Consider the following 15,639-nt stretch of genomic DNA (forward strand, 5'->3'; position numbering starts at 1 on the left):
CGTTTCATGAGCCCTCAGCGTCCCCGTACCCTGCTCTCCACCGCGCTCGTCGGAGCCCTCACCGCAGCCGTCGCCCTGGTCGCCCCCGTGGCGGCGTCGGCCGGGCCGGAACACCACGCTGGTCGAGGTGCTGCCCAGCTGCCCAAGGTGCCGCAGATGACCGGCTACGGCGGTGCAGTCTCGTCGGTGGACCGCGACGCCAGCCAGGCCGGGATCGACGTGCTCCGACGCGGGGGCAACGCCGCTGACGCCGCGATCGCCGTGGCGGCGATGCTCGGCGTCGTCGAGCCCTACACCTCCGGCATCGGTGGAGGTGGCTTCTTCGTGTGGCACGACGGGCGTAGCGGCAAGGTCTCGACGATCGACGGCCGGGAGGCCGCGCCCGCGACCTTCACCGAGGAGTCGTTCATCGACCCCGCCACGGGAGCTCCACTGCCGTTCGCCACGGCGGTCAACTCCGGCCTGTCCGTGGGGGTGCCGGGGACCCCGGCGCTGTGGCAGCGCGCCCTCGACCTGCACGGCACCATGCGGCTGGGACGGCTCCTCGAACCAGCCGAACGCAAGGCCGTCGACGGCATCGTCGTCGACCAGTCCTTCCACGACCTGACCGCTGAGAACGAGGCCCGCTTCGCGCGCTTCCCCGAGACTTCCCGAGTCTTCCTGCGCGGTGGCAAGGCGCCGGCGGTGGGCAGCCGATGGAACAACCCCGACATCGCCAAGGCCTACCGCGAGATCCGGCTGCACGGAATCCAGTCGATCTATCGCGGCACGCTCGGGCGGGCCATCGTCGACGAGGCGCGCAACCCCAGCACCGCACCGGGCGACACCGTCCTGAAGGGGCAGATCACGCTGCGCGACCTCGCTGCCTACAAGGCCCTCGACCGCAAGCCCACCCATGCCAGCTACCGCGGGCTCGACGTCTACGGCATGGGCGTTCCGAGCTCCGGTGGCATCGCCGTGGGCGAGATCCTCAACCTGCTTGAGGCCTACGACCGGCAGACCGGGCGTGACCTGTCGCAGGTGAGCAACGCCGAGTACCTGCACCGCTTCAGCGAGGCCTCCGCCACCGCCTTCGCTGACCGTAACCGCTGGGTCGGTGACGTCTCGGACGTCCCCACCCGGGAGCTGCTCAGCCAGGGCTTCGCCAACGAGCGCGCCTGCCTGTTCTCCGAGGCGACGGCGATGACGCGCCCCGTCCCGTTCGGGTCGCCGGACGGCTCGTATGCCTCGTGCGCCCCGGGCGCGGGTCGCACGCCGGCCGCGCCGGACGGCCGCTCGACGACCAGCCTCTCGGTGACCGACCGCTGGGGCAACGTCGTCTCGTTCACGACGACGATCGAGCAGTACGGCGGCTCAGGCCTGACCGTGCCGGGCTACGGGTTCCTGCTCAACAACGAGCTCACCGACTTCAACTTCGCGCCGCTCAAGGAAGGGGTCCCGGACCCGAACCTGCCTGGTCCCGGCAAGCGCCCGCGCTCGTCGATGAGCCCGACGATCATCCTCGCGGACGGCAAGCCGTTCCTGAGCGTGGGCAGCCCCGGCGGCGCCACGATCATCACGACCGTCGCCCAGATCATCACGGAGTACCTCGATCGTGACCTGTCCCTCGTCGACGCCATCGCGGCACCACGGTTGTCCTCGCGCAACGGCACCGAGAACGCCGAGCAGGCCCTGCTTGACTCGCCCGAGGCCGCGGCGCTCCGCGCCCAGGGCCACGTGCTCGCCCTCCAGGACCCGATCGGCAACGCTGTGGCGATCCGGCTCCTCGGCCACGGCAAGGCCGAGGCGGCGGCCGAGACGACGCGGCGTGGCGGTGGGTCGGCGATGGTGGTGCGGCCGAGTCGCTAGGCGCCTGCCGCGTCGGCAGGCGAACGACGCACCTCGAGGATCCGGAAGCCCTTCTCCGAGGTGAACCGCGACACGGCATGCACGTGGGGGTCGAGGTTCTCGACCAGCCAGCGCTGCAACGAGTCCGAGCCGAGGTTCTTCTGCACGACGAGGTAGGCGACGCCGCCCGGCGCCAGCCGGGGGAGCCAGGTGAGCATCAGGTCGTGCAGGACCGCCTTGCCGACCCGGATGGGCGGGTTCGACCAGATCGCGTCGAACCGCACTTCTTCGGGTATGCCGTCCGGCTGGCTCGCGTGCACGCTGTCCAGTCCCAGCGACGCCGCGGTCGTGCGCAGGAGGTCCAGCGCACGCTCGTTGACGTCCACGGCATACACGGTCGCCTGGGGCGATCGGAGCGCCAAGGTGAGGGCGATCGGGCCCCAGCCGCAGCCGAGGTCCAGCAGGGCGCCCTGCGTGGGTGGTGCGGGGGCGTGCCGGAGCAGGACGGCGGTGCCCTGGTCCACCCCGCCGGGGCTGAAGATGCCCGCGGCCGAGCGAACGTCGACGGTCTTCCCGGCCAGTCGCACCGTGATGGTGCGCTGCTGTGCGGGGCTCGCCGGTGCGGCCGTGAAGTAGTGGTCTGGCGTGCTCATCGGGGCCAACGGTAGACGGAAGGACATAAACCGGTCGCTGCGCCCGTTGAAAAGGTGAGATTCTTGAGGGGACATGACACTGAAACGATCAGACATCTTTGACCTGAAGGCCACCGCGCTGGCGACCGAGGACAGATTCCTCGACAGCGACGGGGCCGGCTACGACGGCGACCAGTACGACCGCGAGGACCGCGCTGCCCTGCGCCGTGTCGCGGGGCTGTCCACCGAGCTCGAGGACATCACCGAGGTCGAGTACCGTCAGCTGCGGCTCGAGCGCGTGGTCCTCGCGGCCGTCTGGACCGAAGGCACCGCCGAGGACGCCGACAACTCGATGCGTGAGCTCGCCGCACTGGCCGAGACCGCGGGTTCGACCGTGCTGGCCGGGCTCGTCCAGCGCCGCGCCAAGCCGGACACCGGCACCTACCTCGGCTCGGGCAAGGCCATCGAGCTGCGTGACATCGTCATCGCCGAAGGCGCCGACACGGTCATCTGCGACACCGAGCTCACGCCCAGCCAGCGGCGCGCGCTCGAGGACGTCGTCAAGGTCAAGGTCATCGACCGGACCGCCCTGATCCTCGACATCTTCGCCCAGCACGCGAAGTCCAAGGAGGGCAAGGCCCAGGTCGAGCTGGCCCAGCTGCAGTACCTCCTGCCGCGCCTGCGTGGTTGGGGTGAGTCGATGTCGCGGCAGGCCGGTGGCCAGGCTGCCGGCGGCCAGGGCATGGGGTCGCGTGGTCCCGGTGAGACCAAGATCGAGCTCGACCGGCGCCGCATCAACACCCGGATGGCCAAGCTCCGGCGCGAGATCAAGGAGATGAAGACCAGCCGCGACACCCGCCGCCTCAGCCGCAAGGCCCACGAGGTGCCGAGCGTCGCCATCGCCGGCTACACCAACGCTGGCAAGTCCTCTCTCCTCAACCGCCTCACGGGCGCCGGCGTGCTGGTCGAGAACCAGCTGTTCGCGACCCTCGACCCGACCGTCCGTCGTGCCGAGACCGAGGACGGTCGCCTCTACACCCTTGCCGACACGGTCGGTTTCGTTCGGCAGCTCCCCACCCAGCTGGTCGAGGCCTTCCGGTCGACGCTGGAGGAGGTGGCCGACGCCGACCTGCTGCTGCACGTCGTCGACGGCTCCCACCCCGACCCCGAGGGACAGATCAGCGCGGTCCGGGCGGTCCTGGCCGACGTCGAGGCCGCCAACGTCCGCGAGGTTATCGTCGTCAACAAGGCCGACGCGGCCGACCCGGAGGTGCTCGACCGGATCCGGCGTCACGAGAAGCACTCGATCGTCGTCTCGGCCCGCACCGGCGCCGGGCTGGACGAGCTCCGTGCCCTGATCGCCGACGAGCTCCCGCGCCCCACGATCGACGTCGAGGTGCTGGTGCCGTATGACCGCGGCGACCTCGTCAGCCGCCTGCACGAGGAGGCAGAAGTGCTCTCCAGCGAGCACACCGGAACCGGCACCCTGCTCAAGGCTCGTGTCCACGCGGAGCTCGCCAGCGAGCTCGCGGGCTTCGCGGCGGCCTGAAGCGCTCAACCCGGTCACGCGCCTTGGACATCAGGTTGGGCGGCTTGGACACGGCCCAGGTCCAGGCCCTGCTGGCCGAGCACGTCGAGGACATGCGGCGCTACTCGCCACCGGAGAGCGTGCACGCGCTCGACCTCGACCGGCTGCGGACGCCGGACCTGAGCTTCTGGAGCCTGTGGGACGGCGAAGACGTGCTCGGCTGCGCGGCCCTGCGCGAGCTCGACTCCACCCACGGCGAGCTGAAGTCGATGCGCACCGCACCGGCATACCGTCGGCGTGGGGTGGCGGCAACGCTGCTCGACCACGTCGTGGTCGAGGCCGGGCGGCGCGGTTACACCCGGCTGAGTCTCGAGACAGGCTCGCCCGAGGAGTTCGCGCCCGCACGGACGATGTATGCCGCGTACGGCTTCACGGCCTGCGGCCCGTTCGGGCCCTACCTCGCCGACGAGTTCAGCGTGTTCATGACCCTGGACCTCACGACCACCGCGTGATTCGGCAGTAGGTCAGAGGCGGCGCATTGCCGTCGTGAGGACCACCGGCTCGCCGGCCTCGTCGGAGGCTTCGAGGTCGACCACCGCCTCGATCACCCAGTCGTGGTCGCCCTCGGGGTCGTGGATGGTCTGTCGTGCGTTCCAGAGGCGGTGCTCGGTCTCCGGCTCCAGCGCCCCCGGCGGGGGCCCCTGCGACGGGGTGATCGTCAGGAGCTGGGGTCCGCGGGCCTCGGCGTCGGTGCCGATCGTGTCGTGGTCGGCGTAGTAGGCCCCGAGCGCCTCGTCCCACGCTGCCCCGTCCATCAGGGGGTGGCGTGGCGGCTCGGGGAGTGCTGCCTGGGAGGCGTCGAGAGCCGCGAGGTCGCCGAACCGGTCACGGCTGGCGAGCTCGATGCGACGGAACATCGCGTTGCGGACCATCACCCGGAAGGCACGCTCGTTCGACGTGATCGGGCGGGTGGGTCGGGTGCCGCCGTGTGCTGCCAGTCCTTCGAGCTCCTCCAGGCGTTCGTTGGCGTCGGTGTCGGTCAGCGCCTCCCACTCGTCGAGGAGGGAGGAGTCGGTCTGGCGAACCGTCTCGCCGAGCCACTCGAAGAGGTCGTCGAACTGCTCGCTGTGGTGGGCGTCAGGCACCGTCTGACGCAGCGTCCGGTAGGCATCGGTGAGGTAGCGCAGGACCAGGCCCTCGGACCGGGCCAGCTGGTAGGTCGAGACGAACTCGGTGAAGGTCATGGCGCGCTCGTACATGTCGCGGACCACCGACTTGGGTGACAGCGCCGACTCCGAGACCCACGGGTGACTCTGCCGGAAGATCTCGAACGTCGCCTCGAGCAGGTCGGCGAGCGGCCGCGGCCACGTCACGTCCTCCAGCAGAGCCATCCGCTCGTCGTACTCGATTCCCTCCGCCTTCATCTCGCCCACCGCCTCGCCACGGGCCTTGAACTGCTGCGCCATGAGGACCTGGCGGGGGTCATCGAGGATCGCCTCGATGACCGAGACGACGTCGAGGGCGTACGTCGGGGACTGCGGGTCCAACACGTCGAGCGCGGCCAGGGCCAGCGGTGCCAACGGCTGGTTGAGGGCGAAGTCGTGCTGGAGCTCACCACGCACCTCGATGGTGCGCCCGTCAGGGTCGGGCGGCGAGATGCGGCGGAGCACGCCGGTGTCGAGCAGGCTCCTGCCCAGCGTGATGGCGCGACGGGACAGCCTGGCCTGCCCGCGCGGCGTCTCGTGGTTGTCCCGCAGGAGATGGCTCAGGGCGCGCACCGGGTCGCCAGGCCGCTGGACGACGTTGAGGATCATCGAGTGGTCCACCCGCATCCGGGAGACCAGCGGCTCGGGTTCCGCGGCGACGAGCTTGTCGTAGGTCTGCTCGGTCCACGACACCTCTCCGTCGGCCGGCTTGCGACGCTGGACCTTCTTGAGCTTCTTGGGGTCGTCGCCGGCCTTGGCAATCGCCCGCGCGTTGTCGATGACGTGCTCGGGGGCCTGGACGACCACCGACCCGCTGGTGTCGAACCCCGCGCGCCCGGCCCGTCCGGCGATCTGGTGGAACTCGCGGGCCTTCAGAACCCGTTGCCGGGACCCGTCGAACTTGACCAACCCGGTGAACAGGACGGTGCGGATCGGCACGTTGATGCCGACGCCGAGGGTGTCGGTCCCGCAGATGACCTTGAGCAGGCCGTCCTGGGCGAGCTGCTCGACCAGCCGCCGGTAGCGCGGCAGCATCCCCGCATGGTGCACCCCGATCCCGGAGCGGACCAGCTTGGACAGGGTCCGTCCGAAGCCGGCGGTGAACCGGAACCCGCCGATGCGCTCGGCGATCGCGGCCTTGTCCGCCTTGACGGTGCCCCTGATCGACAGCAGCGCCTGGGCCTGCTCGAGCGCCGCTGCCTGGGTGAAGTGGACGATGTAGACGGGGGACTGGTGGGTGGTGAGCAGCTCCTCGATCGTCTCGGAGAGCGGCGTCAGGGCCCAGGTGAAGCTCAGGGGCACGGGTCGTTCGGTGCCGGTGACCATGGTCGTCGCCCGGCCGTTGCGGCTGGTCAGGTCCTCGGCGAGGTCGGTGAGGTCGCCCAGGGTCGCGGACATCAGCACGAACTGCGCCTGCGGCAGCTCGAGCAGGGGCACCTGCCAGGCCCAGCCCCGGTCGGGCTCGGCGTAGAAGTGGAACTCGTCCATGATGACCAGACCCACGTCGGCGTCGGCTCCCTCGCGCAGGGCGAGGTTGGCCAAGATCTCGGCGGTACAGCAGATGATCGGCGCGTCGGGGTTCACGGAGGCGTCGCCCGTGAGCATGCCGACCTCGGACGCGCCGAAGATCTCGCACAACGCGAAGAACTTCTCGCTCACCAGCGCCTTGATGGGAGCGGTGTAGAAGCTCACCCGATCGGTGGCCAGCGCGGCCAGGTGTGCTCCCGTGGCGACGAGGGACTTGCCAGAACCCGTCGGCGTGGACAGGACGACGTTCTCCCCGGCCAGGACGGCGAGCAGGGCCTCGTCCTGGTGCGGATACAGCGGCAGCCCACGGTCGCGCGCCCAACCGTCGAACGCGGCATACACGTCGTCCGGCTCCGCGACCCCGGCCGGGAGGAGGTCGGTGAGCAGTGGTGGGCTCGCGGCCTCGGGGCTCGCGTGGTCAACAGTCATCGCCGCCATCCTCGCAGGGCGTGGTCCGGTCCGCGGCCACGCCCGGCTCCACCCTCGGGTATGCCGGTGGCTTACGTGCGCGTGGCCCAGCGCGCGAGGTCGACGCGGTTGGCGCACCCCGTCTTGCTCAGGAGGTGGCTGACGTGCGAGCTGACGGTCTTCTCGCTGACCACGAGGGACCTGGCGATCTCGCCGTAGGTGCGACCGGCGACGATGTGTCCGAGGATCTCCGTCTCGCGCGCCGTGAGGCCGACCTGGCGTGCGTCCCCGGTGGCTGGACCGCTGGTGACCGGGTCGGCGAGGCGGACGTGGGTGCCCCGGGCCAGCGCCTCGAGCTCCGCGATGATGGGCTGCGCGCCCAGCATCCGGGCCAGGGCGTACGAGCGGCGCAGCGCGTCGACACCGTCGTCGCGACTGCCATGGCTCGCGAGCAACAGCGATCCCGCCTGCCGCCACAGCGAGTAGCACTCCTCCCAGGGCAGCAGCTGGTGAAGGGCGTTCGACGCCTGCTCCCACAGGAGGGGCTCGTCAGCGGCCTGACGGGCGCGGGCAACCTCCGCGTGGTACATCGCCCCGAGACCGGCCAGCTGCCGCTCGTAGAAACGACTCATCCCGCCCATCTCGGCGAGGGTTTCCGGGAACCTGGCTGTGAGTGCATCGAGCTCGGCAAGGAGACCCGCAGGGTCGGAACCGGTGTCGCGCTCCTGCTGCACCAGGTCGGCGAGAGCCCGTGCGGCGAGGGGTAGCAGCCACTCACACATGGTGGCGGGTGCCCCCTGGTTCATCGCGCTCGTCAAGGCCGCATCGAGCGCGGCGCGGAGGTGCCCGCCCGAGAGCAGCACCATGGCTCGGACGGCGTCGAACTCGAAGGCCAGGAAGGTCGACGTCTCGGCGAACAGCTCGTCCGCGCGGGCCAGGTGACCCTCTGCCTCGTGCGTCTGGCCCTGGATTGCTGCCATCCAGGCGGCGCTCAGGCGGGTCTGGACGTCGGCGAGCGTTCCCGGTGTGGATCCCAGGGCCATCCGGAGCAGCTGTGAGCAGGCCTCCAGGTTGCCGGCGTGGAGCTGGCCGAAAGCCTCGTTGCACGCCAGCCACGCCATCACCGGGTGCGGCATCCCCAGGTCGGCGAGCTCCGCCCTGCGCCGACCGACCATGGCAATCCACTCGGGGCTGATCGGTCCTTCGACGGAGTTCGCCTCCCACAGCGTCGCGTGCACGAACGCAAACCCGTCCCGGGCCTCGACGGCCGCCTGGACGGCGTCGCGTCCCAGCCGCTGCCCGTCGTCCGGACGATCTTCGTGCACCGCCAGCATGGCGTTGGCTGTCAGGGCATAGGTCAGCGCGCGGGGGTTGCCGCAGGCTCGGGCACGCTCCAGCGCAGCCGTGGCGAACTGAGGGGAGGAGGCGTCGTCCTGCCACAGAGCGGCGTGCGCCAGCTCGGCGAGGGCGAGCGCGTGCTGCCATGACTCGGGCTCGTGTCCCGCGAGCTCGACGGCCCGTCGCATCTCGGCGGGGTCGAGGAAGCCTCGGCCGGTCATGAACCGCAGGTGCTGTCGGCGCACCAGGAGCTCGGCCACGGCGAGCGGTTCCTGTCCCTCGTCGAGCCTGCTCAGCAGGGCCTCGACCGCGTGGAGCTCCTCCTCGAAGTCACCGACGAACTCGGCCGCCAGACGCAGCCGCTCCCACAGGGCGGTAGCCGGTTGCGGGGCATTGCCGTCGAGCTGCTCACTGACCTCGAGGGCGCGCCGCAGCAGCCTCACCTGCATGGTCGTGGCGCCCAGGTCCTGGGCCAGCTCGGCCGCGCGGAGCCCCACGGCATACGACTCCTGGGCATGACCTGCCTGGCGGTGGTGGTCGGCGATGAGGCTGAGGGTCTCTAGTGTCGACTCGTCCGCCGACACTGCGCCGGCCGCAGCCGAGGCAAGATCCTGCTCGAGGGCCCCGGCAAAGGCGGTATGGAGGTGTTCGCGTTCCAACCGGCCAAGACTGCCCGCCAAGGCCTCTGCCTGGAGGGGGTGGTGGAACCAGTAACCGCCTCTCCCGTCGGCTTCGAGAAGGTTGCCGTCCACGCAGTCGCGCAGTGCGGAGCGCAGGTCGGTCACGCCGGCCAGGGCGGCCACGCGGTCCAGTGCACCGTCGCCCGCGACCCGGCCCTGGACGGCGAGAACCCGGGCGAGCTCGCGAGCCGGGGTGTCCAGCCGGTGCCAGGCACGCAGGACCGCTGCGGAGAGGTCCTCCGGGAGGCTGGGCCCGAGCGCAGACGCGGTGGGGGAGAGGCCCTGGACGAGCAGTCGGTTCAGGTAGGAGTTGCCTCCAGTGCGGCGGTACACCTCTCGCACGAGGGTGTCGTGCGGCACCTCCCCCAGCACGCCCGTGAGTTGGGCGCGGGTCTCCTCGAGGTCGAGCGGTCCGAGGGACATCTCGACGAACCCCGGGAGGCGCCGCACGTCGGCCAACCAGCGCTGCAGAGGATGGCCGGGACCCGCCTCCCCGCGGCGCACCGTCACCAGCAAGGCCAGGCGGCGGGTAGTCAGCCCGGCCAGCACCCACATCAGCACGTCGAGCGTGGCGGGATCGGCCCACTGCAAGTCGTCGACCACGAGGGCGACCGGAGTCTGGGTGCAGCGGTCCTCGAGCCACCGGTCGAACTCCTCAGCGGCCTCGACACCGGCAGCACGCCGCAGGGCGGGTCGCTGCTCGGCAGGGAGCCCACCCACCGCGGCGCGCAGCGGCAGGAGGGGAACGCTCATCGAGGACAGCGGCAGGCAGGCGCCGGTGAGGACGAGGAAGTCCCGGGCCAGCGCGCAGGCCTGCTGCGCCAGCCTGGTCTTGCCGACCCCCGCTTCGCCCAGAACGAGCACGGCACGCCCGTGCCCCGCCCGTGCCGATGCCAGGGCCGCGGCCAGTTCGCCGAGCTCGCCGGAGCGGCCGACGAAGCCGTCGCTCGAGAGCAGGTCCGCAGGGGGCACGTCCCCAGTGTGTTCCTGTGCCCGTCGGGCCGACACCCGATATTTGAGGGGTTTCGGCGGTGCTTCTGAGGGGGTGCACCCGATGTGGGTCAGGGCCTCCCGGCCGGACCGTGGAGGGGTCAGCACCACACACCTCTCAGCACCAGGAGCACACCGTGAACACCATCCAGCAGACCCGGCGGATTCTCCCCATGATCACCGCCACAGCACTCCTCGTCGCACTGGGCACGCTCCCGGCCGCCGCCCGCCAGGACGCCGGCCCCGCGCCCCTCGAGCCGACGGTCACCTACTTCTGCGCCATCCAGCGCGTGGACACCCAGTTCGTCGGGTGCGACAACCTGACGGGGAACGGGGTTCCGGCACCCGCCTGGGTGGACGAGAGGTGACCTGACCCGGAACCGACCACTGTGACCCCGGCGCCCGCGGCGCCGGGGTCACGGCTGCGAGCTGCGAGGGGTGGGGACAGGCGACGGATCGAGCCGGCGCACGGCATACGCTGACCCAATGGCCAGTCTCGACGACCTCCTGCACGCCGCCGTCCAGGGAGTCGGTGGGGTCGAGCGTCCTGGCCAGGTCGAGATGGCGCACGCCGTCGAGGACGCCGTGGCCAGGGACGAGCACCTCCTCGTGCAGGCGGGCACCGGCACGGGCAAGTCGCTCGCCTACCTCATCCCGGCCGTCATGCACGCCCAGAAGACCGGCAAGCCCGCTGTCGTCGCCACCGCGACCCTCGCGCTGCAGGCCCAGATCGTCGACCGCGACATGCCGCGGCTGGCCGAGTCCATCGCACCCCTGCTCGGGAAGCGGCCCACCTACGGGCTGGTCAAGGGCCGTCGCAACTACCTGTGCGCCCACAAGCTCGAGGGTGGGTTCCCTGACGACGAGGAAGGGCTGTTCGAGGTCGCCGAGGTCGACCGCGCGGCCTCGCGCCTGGGCCAGGAGGTGGTGCGGCTGCGCGAGTGGGCCGACACCACCGAGTCCGGCGACCGCGACGAGCTGGTGCCCGGGGTGAGCGAGCGGGCGTGGCGACAGGTCTCGGTCAGCGCCCACGAGTGCATGGGCAGCAAGTGCCCGGCGTTCGCCGACTGCTTCGTCGAGCGCTCGCGCGACGCGGCCAAGGACTGCGACGTCATCGTCACCAACCACTCGTTCATGGCGATCGACTCCTTCGAGGGCCGACAGATGCTGCCTGAGCACGACCTCCTCATCGTGGACGAGGCGCACGAGCTGGTCGACCGGGTCACGTCCACGATCACCGACGAGATCACGCCCTCGATGGTCGCGGCCGCGGCCAAGCGAGCCGCACGCCTCGCCGAGTCCACCGACGCCGTCGACGACGCCTCGGTCTTCCTCCAGGGGGTCCTCGACCAGCTCCCCGAAGGCAAGCTGAACGGCATACCCGACTCGCTGTCGCTCGCGCTCGCCCGGGTGAGGGACACGACGAGGCAGGTGCAGTCCGAGCTCAAGCCGGAGAAGGGCGTCGAGCCGGACGGTGCCCGCAAGGTGGCGCAGGCCGCCATCGACGAGATGTTCGAGAACTCATCGCGCGTCCTCGAGCAGCGCGACCTCGACGTCGTGTGGGTGAGTCGCGACCAGCGACGCGGCTCGGTGCTTCGCGTGGCGCCCATGAGTGTGGCGATGCTGTTGCGCGACAAGGTTTTTGGCGACCGCACTGTCGTGATGACGTCGGCGACGCTCGAGCTGGGCGGGACGTTCGACGCCGTTGCCGGCACGATGGGTCTGCGGGGCGAGGGCGCTCCCGAGTGGCGTGGACTTGACGTCGGCAGCCCCTTCGACTACCCCCAGCAGGCGATTGCCTATGTGGCGCAACACCTTCCTGCACCGGGACGCGACGGCCTGAGTGAGCAGACGCTCGACGAGATCGAGGCGCTGGTCAGGGCGGCCGGTGGGCGGACCCTCGGCCTGTTCTCCTCGATGCGCGCGGCCAAGGAGGCCACCGAGGCGATGCGGGAGAGGTTCGACGGCGACATCGGCTTCCTCTGTCAGGGCGAGGACCAGATCACGACCCTCGTGCGACAGTTCGCACGAGACCCGCAGACCTGCCTGTTCGGCACCCTCACCCTCTGGCAGGGCGTCGACGTGCCCGGCTCGGCCTGCCAGCTCGTCATCATCGACCGCATCCCTTTCCCGCGCCCCGACGACCCCCTCTCGTCGGCGCGTTCACAGGCCATCGCCCGGATGGGGGGCAACGGCTTCATGGCCGTGTCGGCGACCCACGCCGCGCTACGCCTCTCGCAGGGGGCGGGGCGCCTCATCCGCCGCGCCGACGACCGTGGCGTCGTCGCCTTCCTCGACTCCCGCATGATGACTGCGCGGTATGCCGGGTTCCTCCAGCGTTCGCTGCCCCCGTTCTGGCCGACCACCGACCGCGAGCGGGTGTTGGCGGCGCTGAGGCGGCTCGACGAGACGGCGGCGCCTCCGGTGCAGGTGCACGAGCCGGCCCTCCGCGGCATCACCGGCGCCCTGGTCGGCCCGTCCATGGGGGCCACGGGGGAGGACGTGGCGGAGCATCCTCGACCGGTGGCGGACTCGCCGCCACCCGCAGAGTCGACGCGCACCGCGGTGACCGGCGGCCACGCCTGGACGGCCGAGTCCGACGAGGAGCTGCGCGACGGGATCGAGCTCGGGTTGTCCGTCGACGAGCTCGCCGAGAGCCTGGAGCTGCCCGCCGATGTCGTCGCAGCCCGCCTCAAGGGCCTCGGCCTCGAGGCATCCGGAGCTGCCACCCTCGCCTTCGAGTAGGGCGATACTGACGGGATGGCGGACTCCTGCACCCTGCACATCGTCGGAGCCGGGCCCGTGGCCGAGGCGCTCGTCGCCCTCGCCACCCCGCTCGGCTGGTCGGTGACCCTGTCGAGCGACGATCCCTCCGTCCCCGAGGGCGTGGACGCGCTCGTCGTGACGAGCCATCACGACGACGTGGACGGCCCCGCCCTCGCGGCGGGTCTGGCGGCCGGCACCGCATACATCGGGGGCATGGGTTCGCGCCGGACGCAGGAGCGGCGGCGCGGCTGGTTGCTCGACCACGGCGTGACGCCTGACGAGCTCGCCACGGTGCATGCGCCCATCGGGCTCGACATCGGGGCCAACGCACCGGGGGAGATTGCGGTGGCGATTCTGGCCGAGGTCATCGCTGTCCGCGCGGGGCGCAGCGGTGGCGGTTCGGTGAGCGACAGGGAAGGTCCGATCCACCCGGAGCTCGTGCCGGGCGAGGCCTACTGTCCGGGCGGCTGAGGCTGTCCCCGGCGCATGGGAGGCTGTCCCCGTGACCGCCACCGCGACGCGCACCGTGCCCCCTCTCGTCCTCATCAGCGGACCCGAGGCCGTCATCGCCGACCGTGCGCTCAGCACCACCCTCGACGAGCTCCGGGCCTCTGCTCCCGAGCTCGAGGTCATCCGGTTGGCCGCCGAGACCTACGAGGCGGGCGCGCTCGGCATGCATGCCAGCCCGTCGCTGTTCGGGGGCGAGAAGTGCATCGTCGTCCAGGACCTCGACGAGGCGCCGGACGAGCTCCAGGAAGACCTGCTCGCCTTCCTCGTCGCCCCCGACGCCGAGGTGACCCTGGTGGTCACCCACAAGTCGGGGCAGCGTGGCAAGAAGGTCCTGGACCTCCTCAAGAAGTCGCAGGCGCGCGTGCTCGAGGCTCCTGCCATCAAGACCGACCGTGACAAGACCGACTTCGCCATGCGCGAGTTCCGTCGGGCGGGGCGCCGCGTCACCCCCGATGCCGTGCGCGCACTGATCGAGGCCATCGGCAAGGACGTGCGCGAGCTCGCCTCCGCGTGCCAGCAGCTCGTCGCCGACACCACCGGCACCATCGACGAGGACCTGGTCGCCAGGTACCACGGAGGCAAGGTCGAGGCGACCGGCTTCAAGGTGGCCGACGCCGCTGTCGCGGGCAACGCCGGCGAGGCGCTCCGGCTGCTGCGCCACGCCATCGCCACGGGGGTCGACCCGGTGCCGATCGTGGCCGTGCTCGCCCAACAGCTGCGCCAGCTCGTCAAGGTGGGCGCAGCTGGTCGTGGGCGATCGGCGGATGTGGCGCGCGACCTCGGCATGGCCCCGTGGCAGGTTGACAAGGCCCGGCGCGGGTTGTCCGGGTGGGGGCCCGAGGGGCTCGCCGACGCGATCCAGGCAGTCGCAAACGCCGACTTCGAGGTCAAGGGCGGTGGCCGCGACCCGGTCTACGCCGTCGAACGCGCCGTCCTCACGATCACGCAGGCCCGCAGCGGCCGGTGAGCACCCAAGCGCGACCTGACCGCGTCGGGAGCACGCGGCATACCCACGTTTTGGGGGAGTGGGCTCCTCGCTGGTAGATTTGCCCCTCGCGTGCGCGCATGGTCGTGCGCGCATGCAGCACCATCCAGAGCCTCTCAACCACAGGCGCCCCACCAGCCTGGTCCCGAGAGACTTCTGCCGCCCTCTAACGGCAACCACCGACCAACCAAGAGAGACACACCTGTGGCAAACATCAAGTCCCAGCTCAAGCGGATCAAGACGAACCGCACGGCGACCGAGCGCAACAAGGCCGTCAAGAGCGAGCTCAAGACCTGGATCCGCAAGTTCCAGGCAGCCGTCGACTCCGGCGACGCCTCTGCGGCGAATGACGCTCTCGCGACCGCGAGCAAGAAGCTCGACAAGGCCGCGAGCAAGGGTGTCATCCACGCCAACCAGGCCGCCAACAAGAAGTCGGCCATGGCGAAGAAGGCCGCCTCGCTCTGACGCGAGTCGCCTTCCACGGCACACCTCACGAAGGGCCGGTCACCTACGGGTGACCGGCCCTTCGCGTTGTCCTCGGGCCATGCCCCTCCGGCAGCGGCACCGCCGCGGGTATGCCGCGGGGCTGAGCTCAGCTCGCGGCTCGGTCAGCTCGCGGTGCGGTCAGTTCGCGGCGCGGTCAGCTCGCGGCGCGGACGGCCGCCGCGACCTGGTCGAACCGGTCGCGGTCGAGCACCGCGCCCTCGCGTCGCACAGCGGAGGAGTCCACGCGCAGGATGCGATCCACTCGGACCTCGCTGGGACGGCCCTGGCGGTCCCAGTCGCCCGAGCCGATGTCCTGCCAGTACCGACCATGTCGGGCTTCCTGCTCGTGGTCACGGTCGTGGTCCTTGCTGGTCAGCATGAGAGCCAGCAGCCACGCGCCGTCGCGACCGATGACCAGCACCGGTCGGTCCTTGCCCTGGCGGTGGTCCTCCTCGTAGGGCACCCAGGTCCAGACGATCTCGCCCGGGTCGGGCTCGCCGTCAGGCTTGGGGGCGTAGTCGAGGGTCGGCGTGCCGGTGAAGTCGCCGGGATAGCCGGTGGCTGCTCGTTGATGCGCGGCACTGGCCGGGGAAGTCGTGGTGCCTCGCGCGGGACGCTGTGTGTCGCGGGTCGACATGGCCGCGTCGCGGGTCGGCGTGGCCGCGTCGCGGGCGGATGTTGATGCTCGTCGCCAGAGACGGGCCAGGCGTGATCGCAGGGAGGCCGGTTCCGATGCCATGGGCATCACGCTATCCCG

General features: G+C 71.0%; 12 protein-coding genes. 8 read left to right on the forward strand and 4 right to left on the reverse strand.

The window, feature by feature from the left end; translation table 11 throughout:
• Window positions 1-6 precede the first annotated feature (6 nt).
• Window positions 7-1,848, forward strand: a complete 1,842-nt coding sequence (gene ggt, locus AC1DXJ_RS17450; RefSeq protein WP_477624655.1) for a gamma-glutamyltransferase — start codon at window positions 7-9, stop codon at window positions 1,846-1,848.
• On the opposite strand, the gene AC1DXJ_RS17455 is transcribed toward ggt, so the two are convergent.
• Entirely contained in the window at window positions 1,845-2,480 is a 636-nt protein-coding gene (locus AC1DXJ_RS17455; RefSeq protein WP_477612523.1) for a class I SAM-dependent methyltransferase, read from the reverse strand. The two genes, ggt and AC1DXJ_RS17455, sit on opposite strands and share 4 nt — an antisense overlap.
• A gap of 73 nt (window positions 2,481-2,553) precedes the next feature.
• Here AC1DXJ_RS17455 and hflX point away from each other — a divergent pair, with 73 nt between their 5' ends.
• On the forward strand, window positions 2,554-4,008 hold the full coding sequence (hflX, locus tag AC1DXJ_RS17460; RefSeq protein WP_477624656.1) for a GTPase HflX: 1,455 nt from the start codon (window positions 2,554-2,556) through the stop codon (window positions 4,006-4,008).
• 44 nt (window positions 4,009-4,052) lie between these two features.
• The gene (locus tag AC1DXJ_RS17465; protein WP_477624657.1) at window positions 4,053-4,499 is read left to right on the forward strand and encodes a GNAT family N-acetyltransferase; all 447 of its coding nucleotides are present in this window, start codon (window positions 4,053-4,055) and stop codon (window positions 4,497-4,499) included.
• A 12-nt stretch (window positions 4,500-4,511) separates the two neighbouring features.
• Here AC1DXJ_RS17465 and AC1DXJ_RS17470 read toward each other — a convergent pair whose 3' ends face one another.
• Both AC1DXJ_RS17470 and AC1DXJ_RS17475 read right to left on the reverse strand, forming a co-directional pair.
• Window positions 4,512-7,148, reverse strand: coding sequence for a DEAD/DEAH box helicase (locus AC1DXJ_RS17470; RefSeq protein WP_477624658.1), 2,637 nt, complete (start codon window positions 7,146-7,148; stop codon window positions 4,512-4,514).
• Window positions 7,149-7,219: 71 nt separating this feature from the next.
• Window positions 7,220-10,117, reverse strand: a complete 2,898-nt coding sequence (locus AC1DXJ_RS17475) for a helix-turn-helix transcriptional regulator (RefSeq protein WP_477624659.1) — start codon at window positions 10,115-10,117, stop codon at window positions 7,220-7,222.
• A 155-nt stretch (window positions 10,118-10,272) separates the two neighbouring features.
• On the opposite strand from AC1DXJ_RS17475, the gene AC1DXJ_RS17480 reads away from it, so the two are divergent.
• The 5 genes from AC1DXJ_RS17480 (at window position 10,273) to rpsT (ending at window position 14,861) form a co-directional block, all read left to right on the forward strand.
• Window positions 10,273-10,503: a hypothetical protein gene (locus tag AC1DXJ_RS17480; protein WP_477624660.1), complete on the forward strand. Its 231-nt coding sequence runs from the start codon at window positions 10,273-10,275 to the stop codon at window positions 10,501-10,503.
• Window positions 10,504-10,621: 118 nt separating this feature from the next.
• Complete coding sequence (locus AC1DXJ_RS17485) at window positions 10,622-12,880, forward strand: ATP-dependent DNA helicase (protein WP_477637546.1); 2,259 nt, start codon at window positions 10,622-10,624, stop codon at window positions 12,878-12,880.
• Between the two features lie 15 nt (window positions 12,881-12,895).
• Window positions 12,896-13,372 carry an XdhC family protein gene (locus AC1DXJ_RS17490; RefSeq protein ID WP_477637547.1) on the forward strand — a complete coding sequence of 159 codons (477 nt, stop codon included), beginning with the start codon at window positions 12,896-12,898 and terminating at the stop codon, window positions 13,370-13,372.
• Between the two features lie 31 nt (window positions 13,373-13,403).
• Window positions 13,404-14,378: a DNA polymerase III subunit delta gene (holA, locus tag AC1DXJ_RS17495; protein WP_477637548.1), complete on the forward strand. Its 975-nt coding sequence runs from the start codon at window positions 13,404-13,406 to the stop codon at window positions 14,376-14,378.
• A gap of 222 nt (window positions 14,379-14,600) precedes the next feature.
• Window positions 14,601-14,861 (forward strand): 30S ribosomal protein S20, encoded by a 261-nt coding sequence (gene rpsT, locus AC1DXJ_RS17500; protein ID WP_477612532.1) that lies wholly within the window; start codon window positions 14,601-14,603, stop codon window positions 14,859-14,861.
• 175 nt (window positions 14,862-15,036) lie between these two features.
• Here the strand turns inward: rpsT and AC1DXJ_RS17505 are convergent, their stop codons facing one another.
• On the reverse strand, window positions 15,037-15,621 hold the full coding sequence (locus AC1DXJ_RS17505) for a type II toxin-antitoxin system PemK/MazF family toxin (protein ID WP_477631953.1): 585 nt from the start codon (window positions 15,619-15,621) through the stop codon (window positions 15,037-15,039).
• Window positions 15,622-15,639 lie beyond the last annotated feature (18 nt).

This window comes from Pedococcus sp. P2_D9, assembly GCF_056404275.1.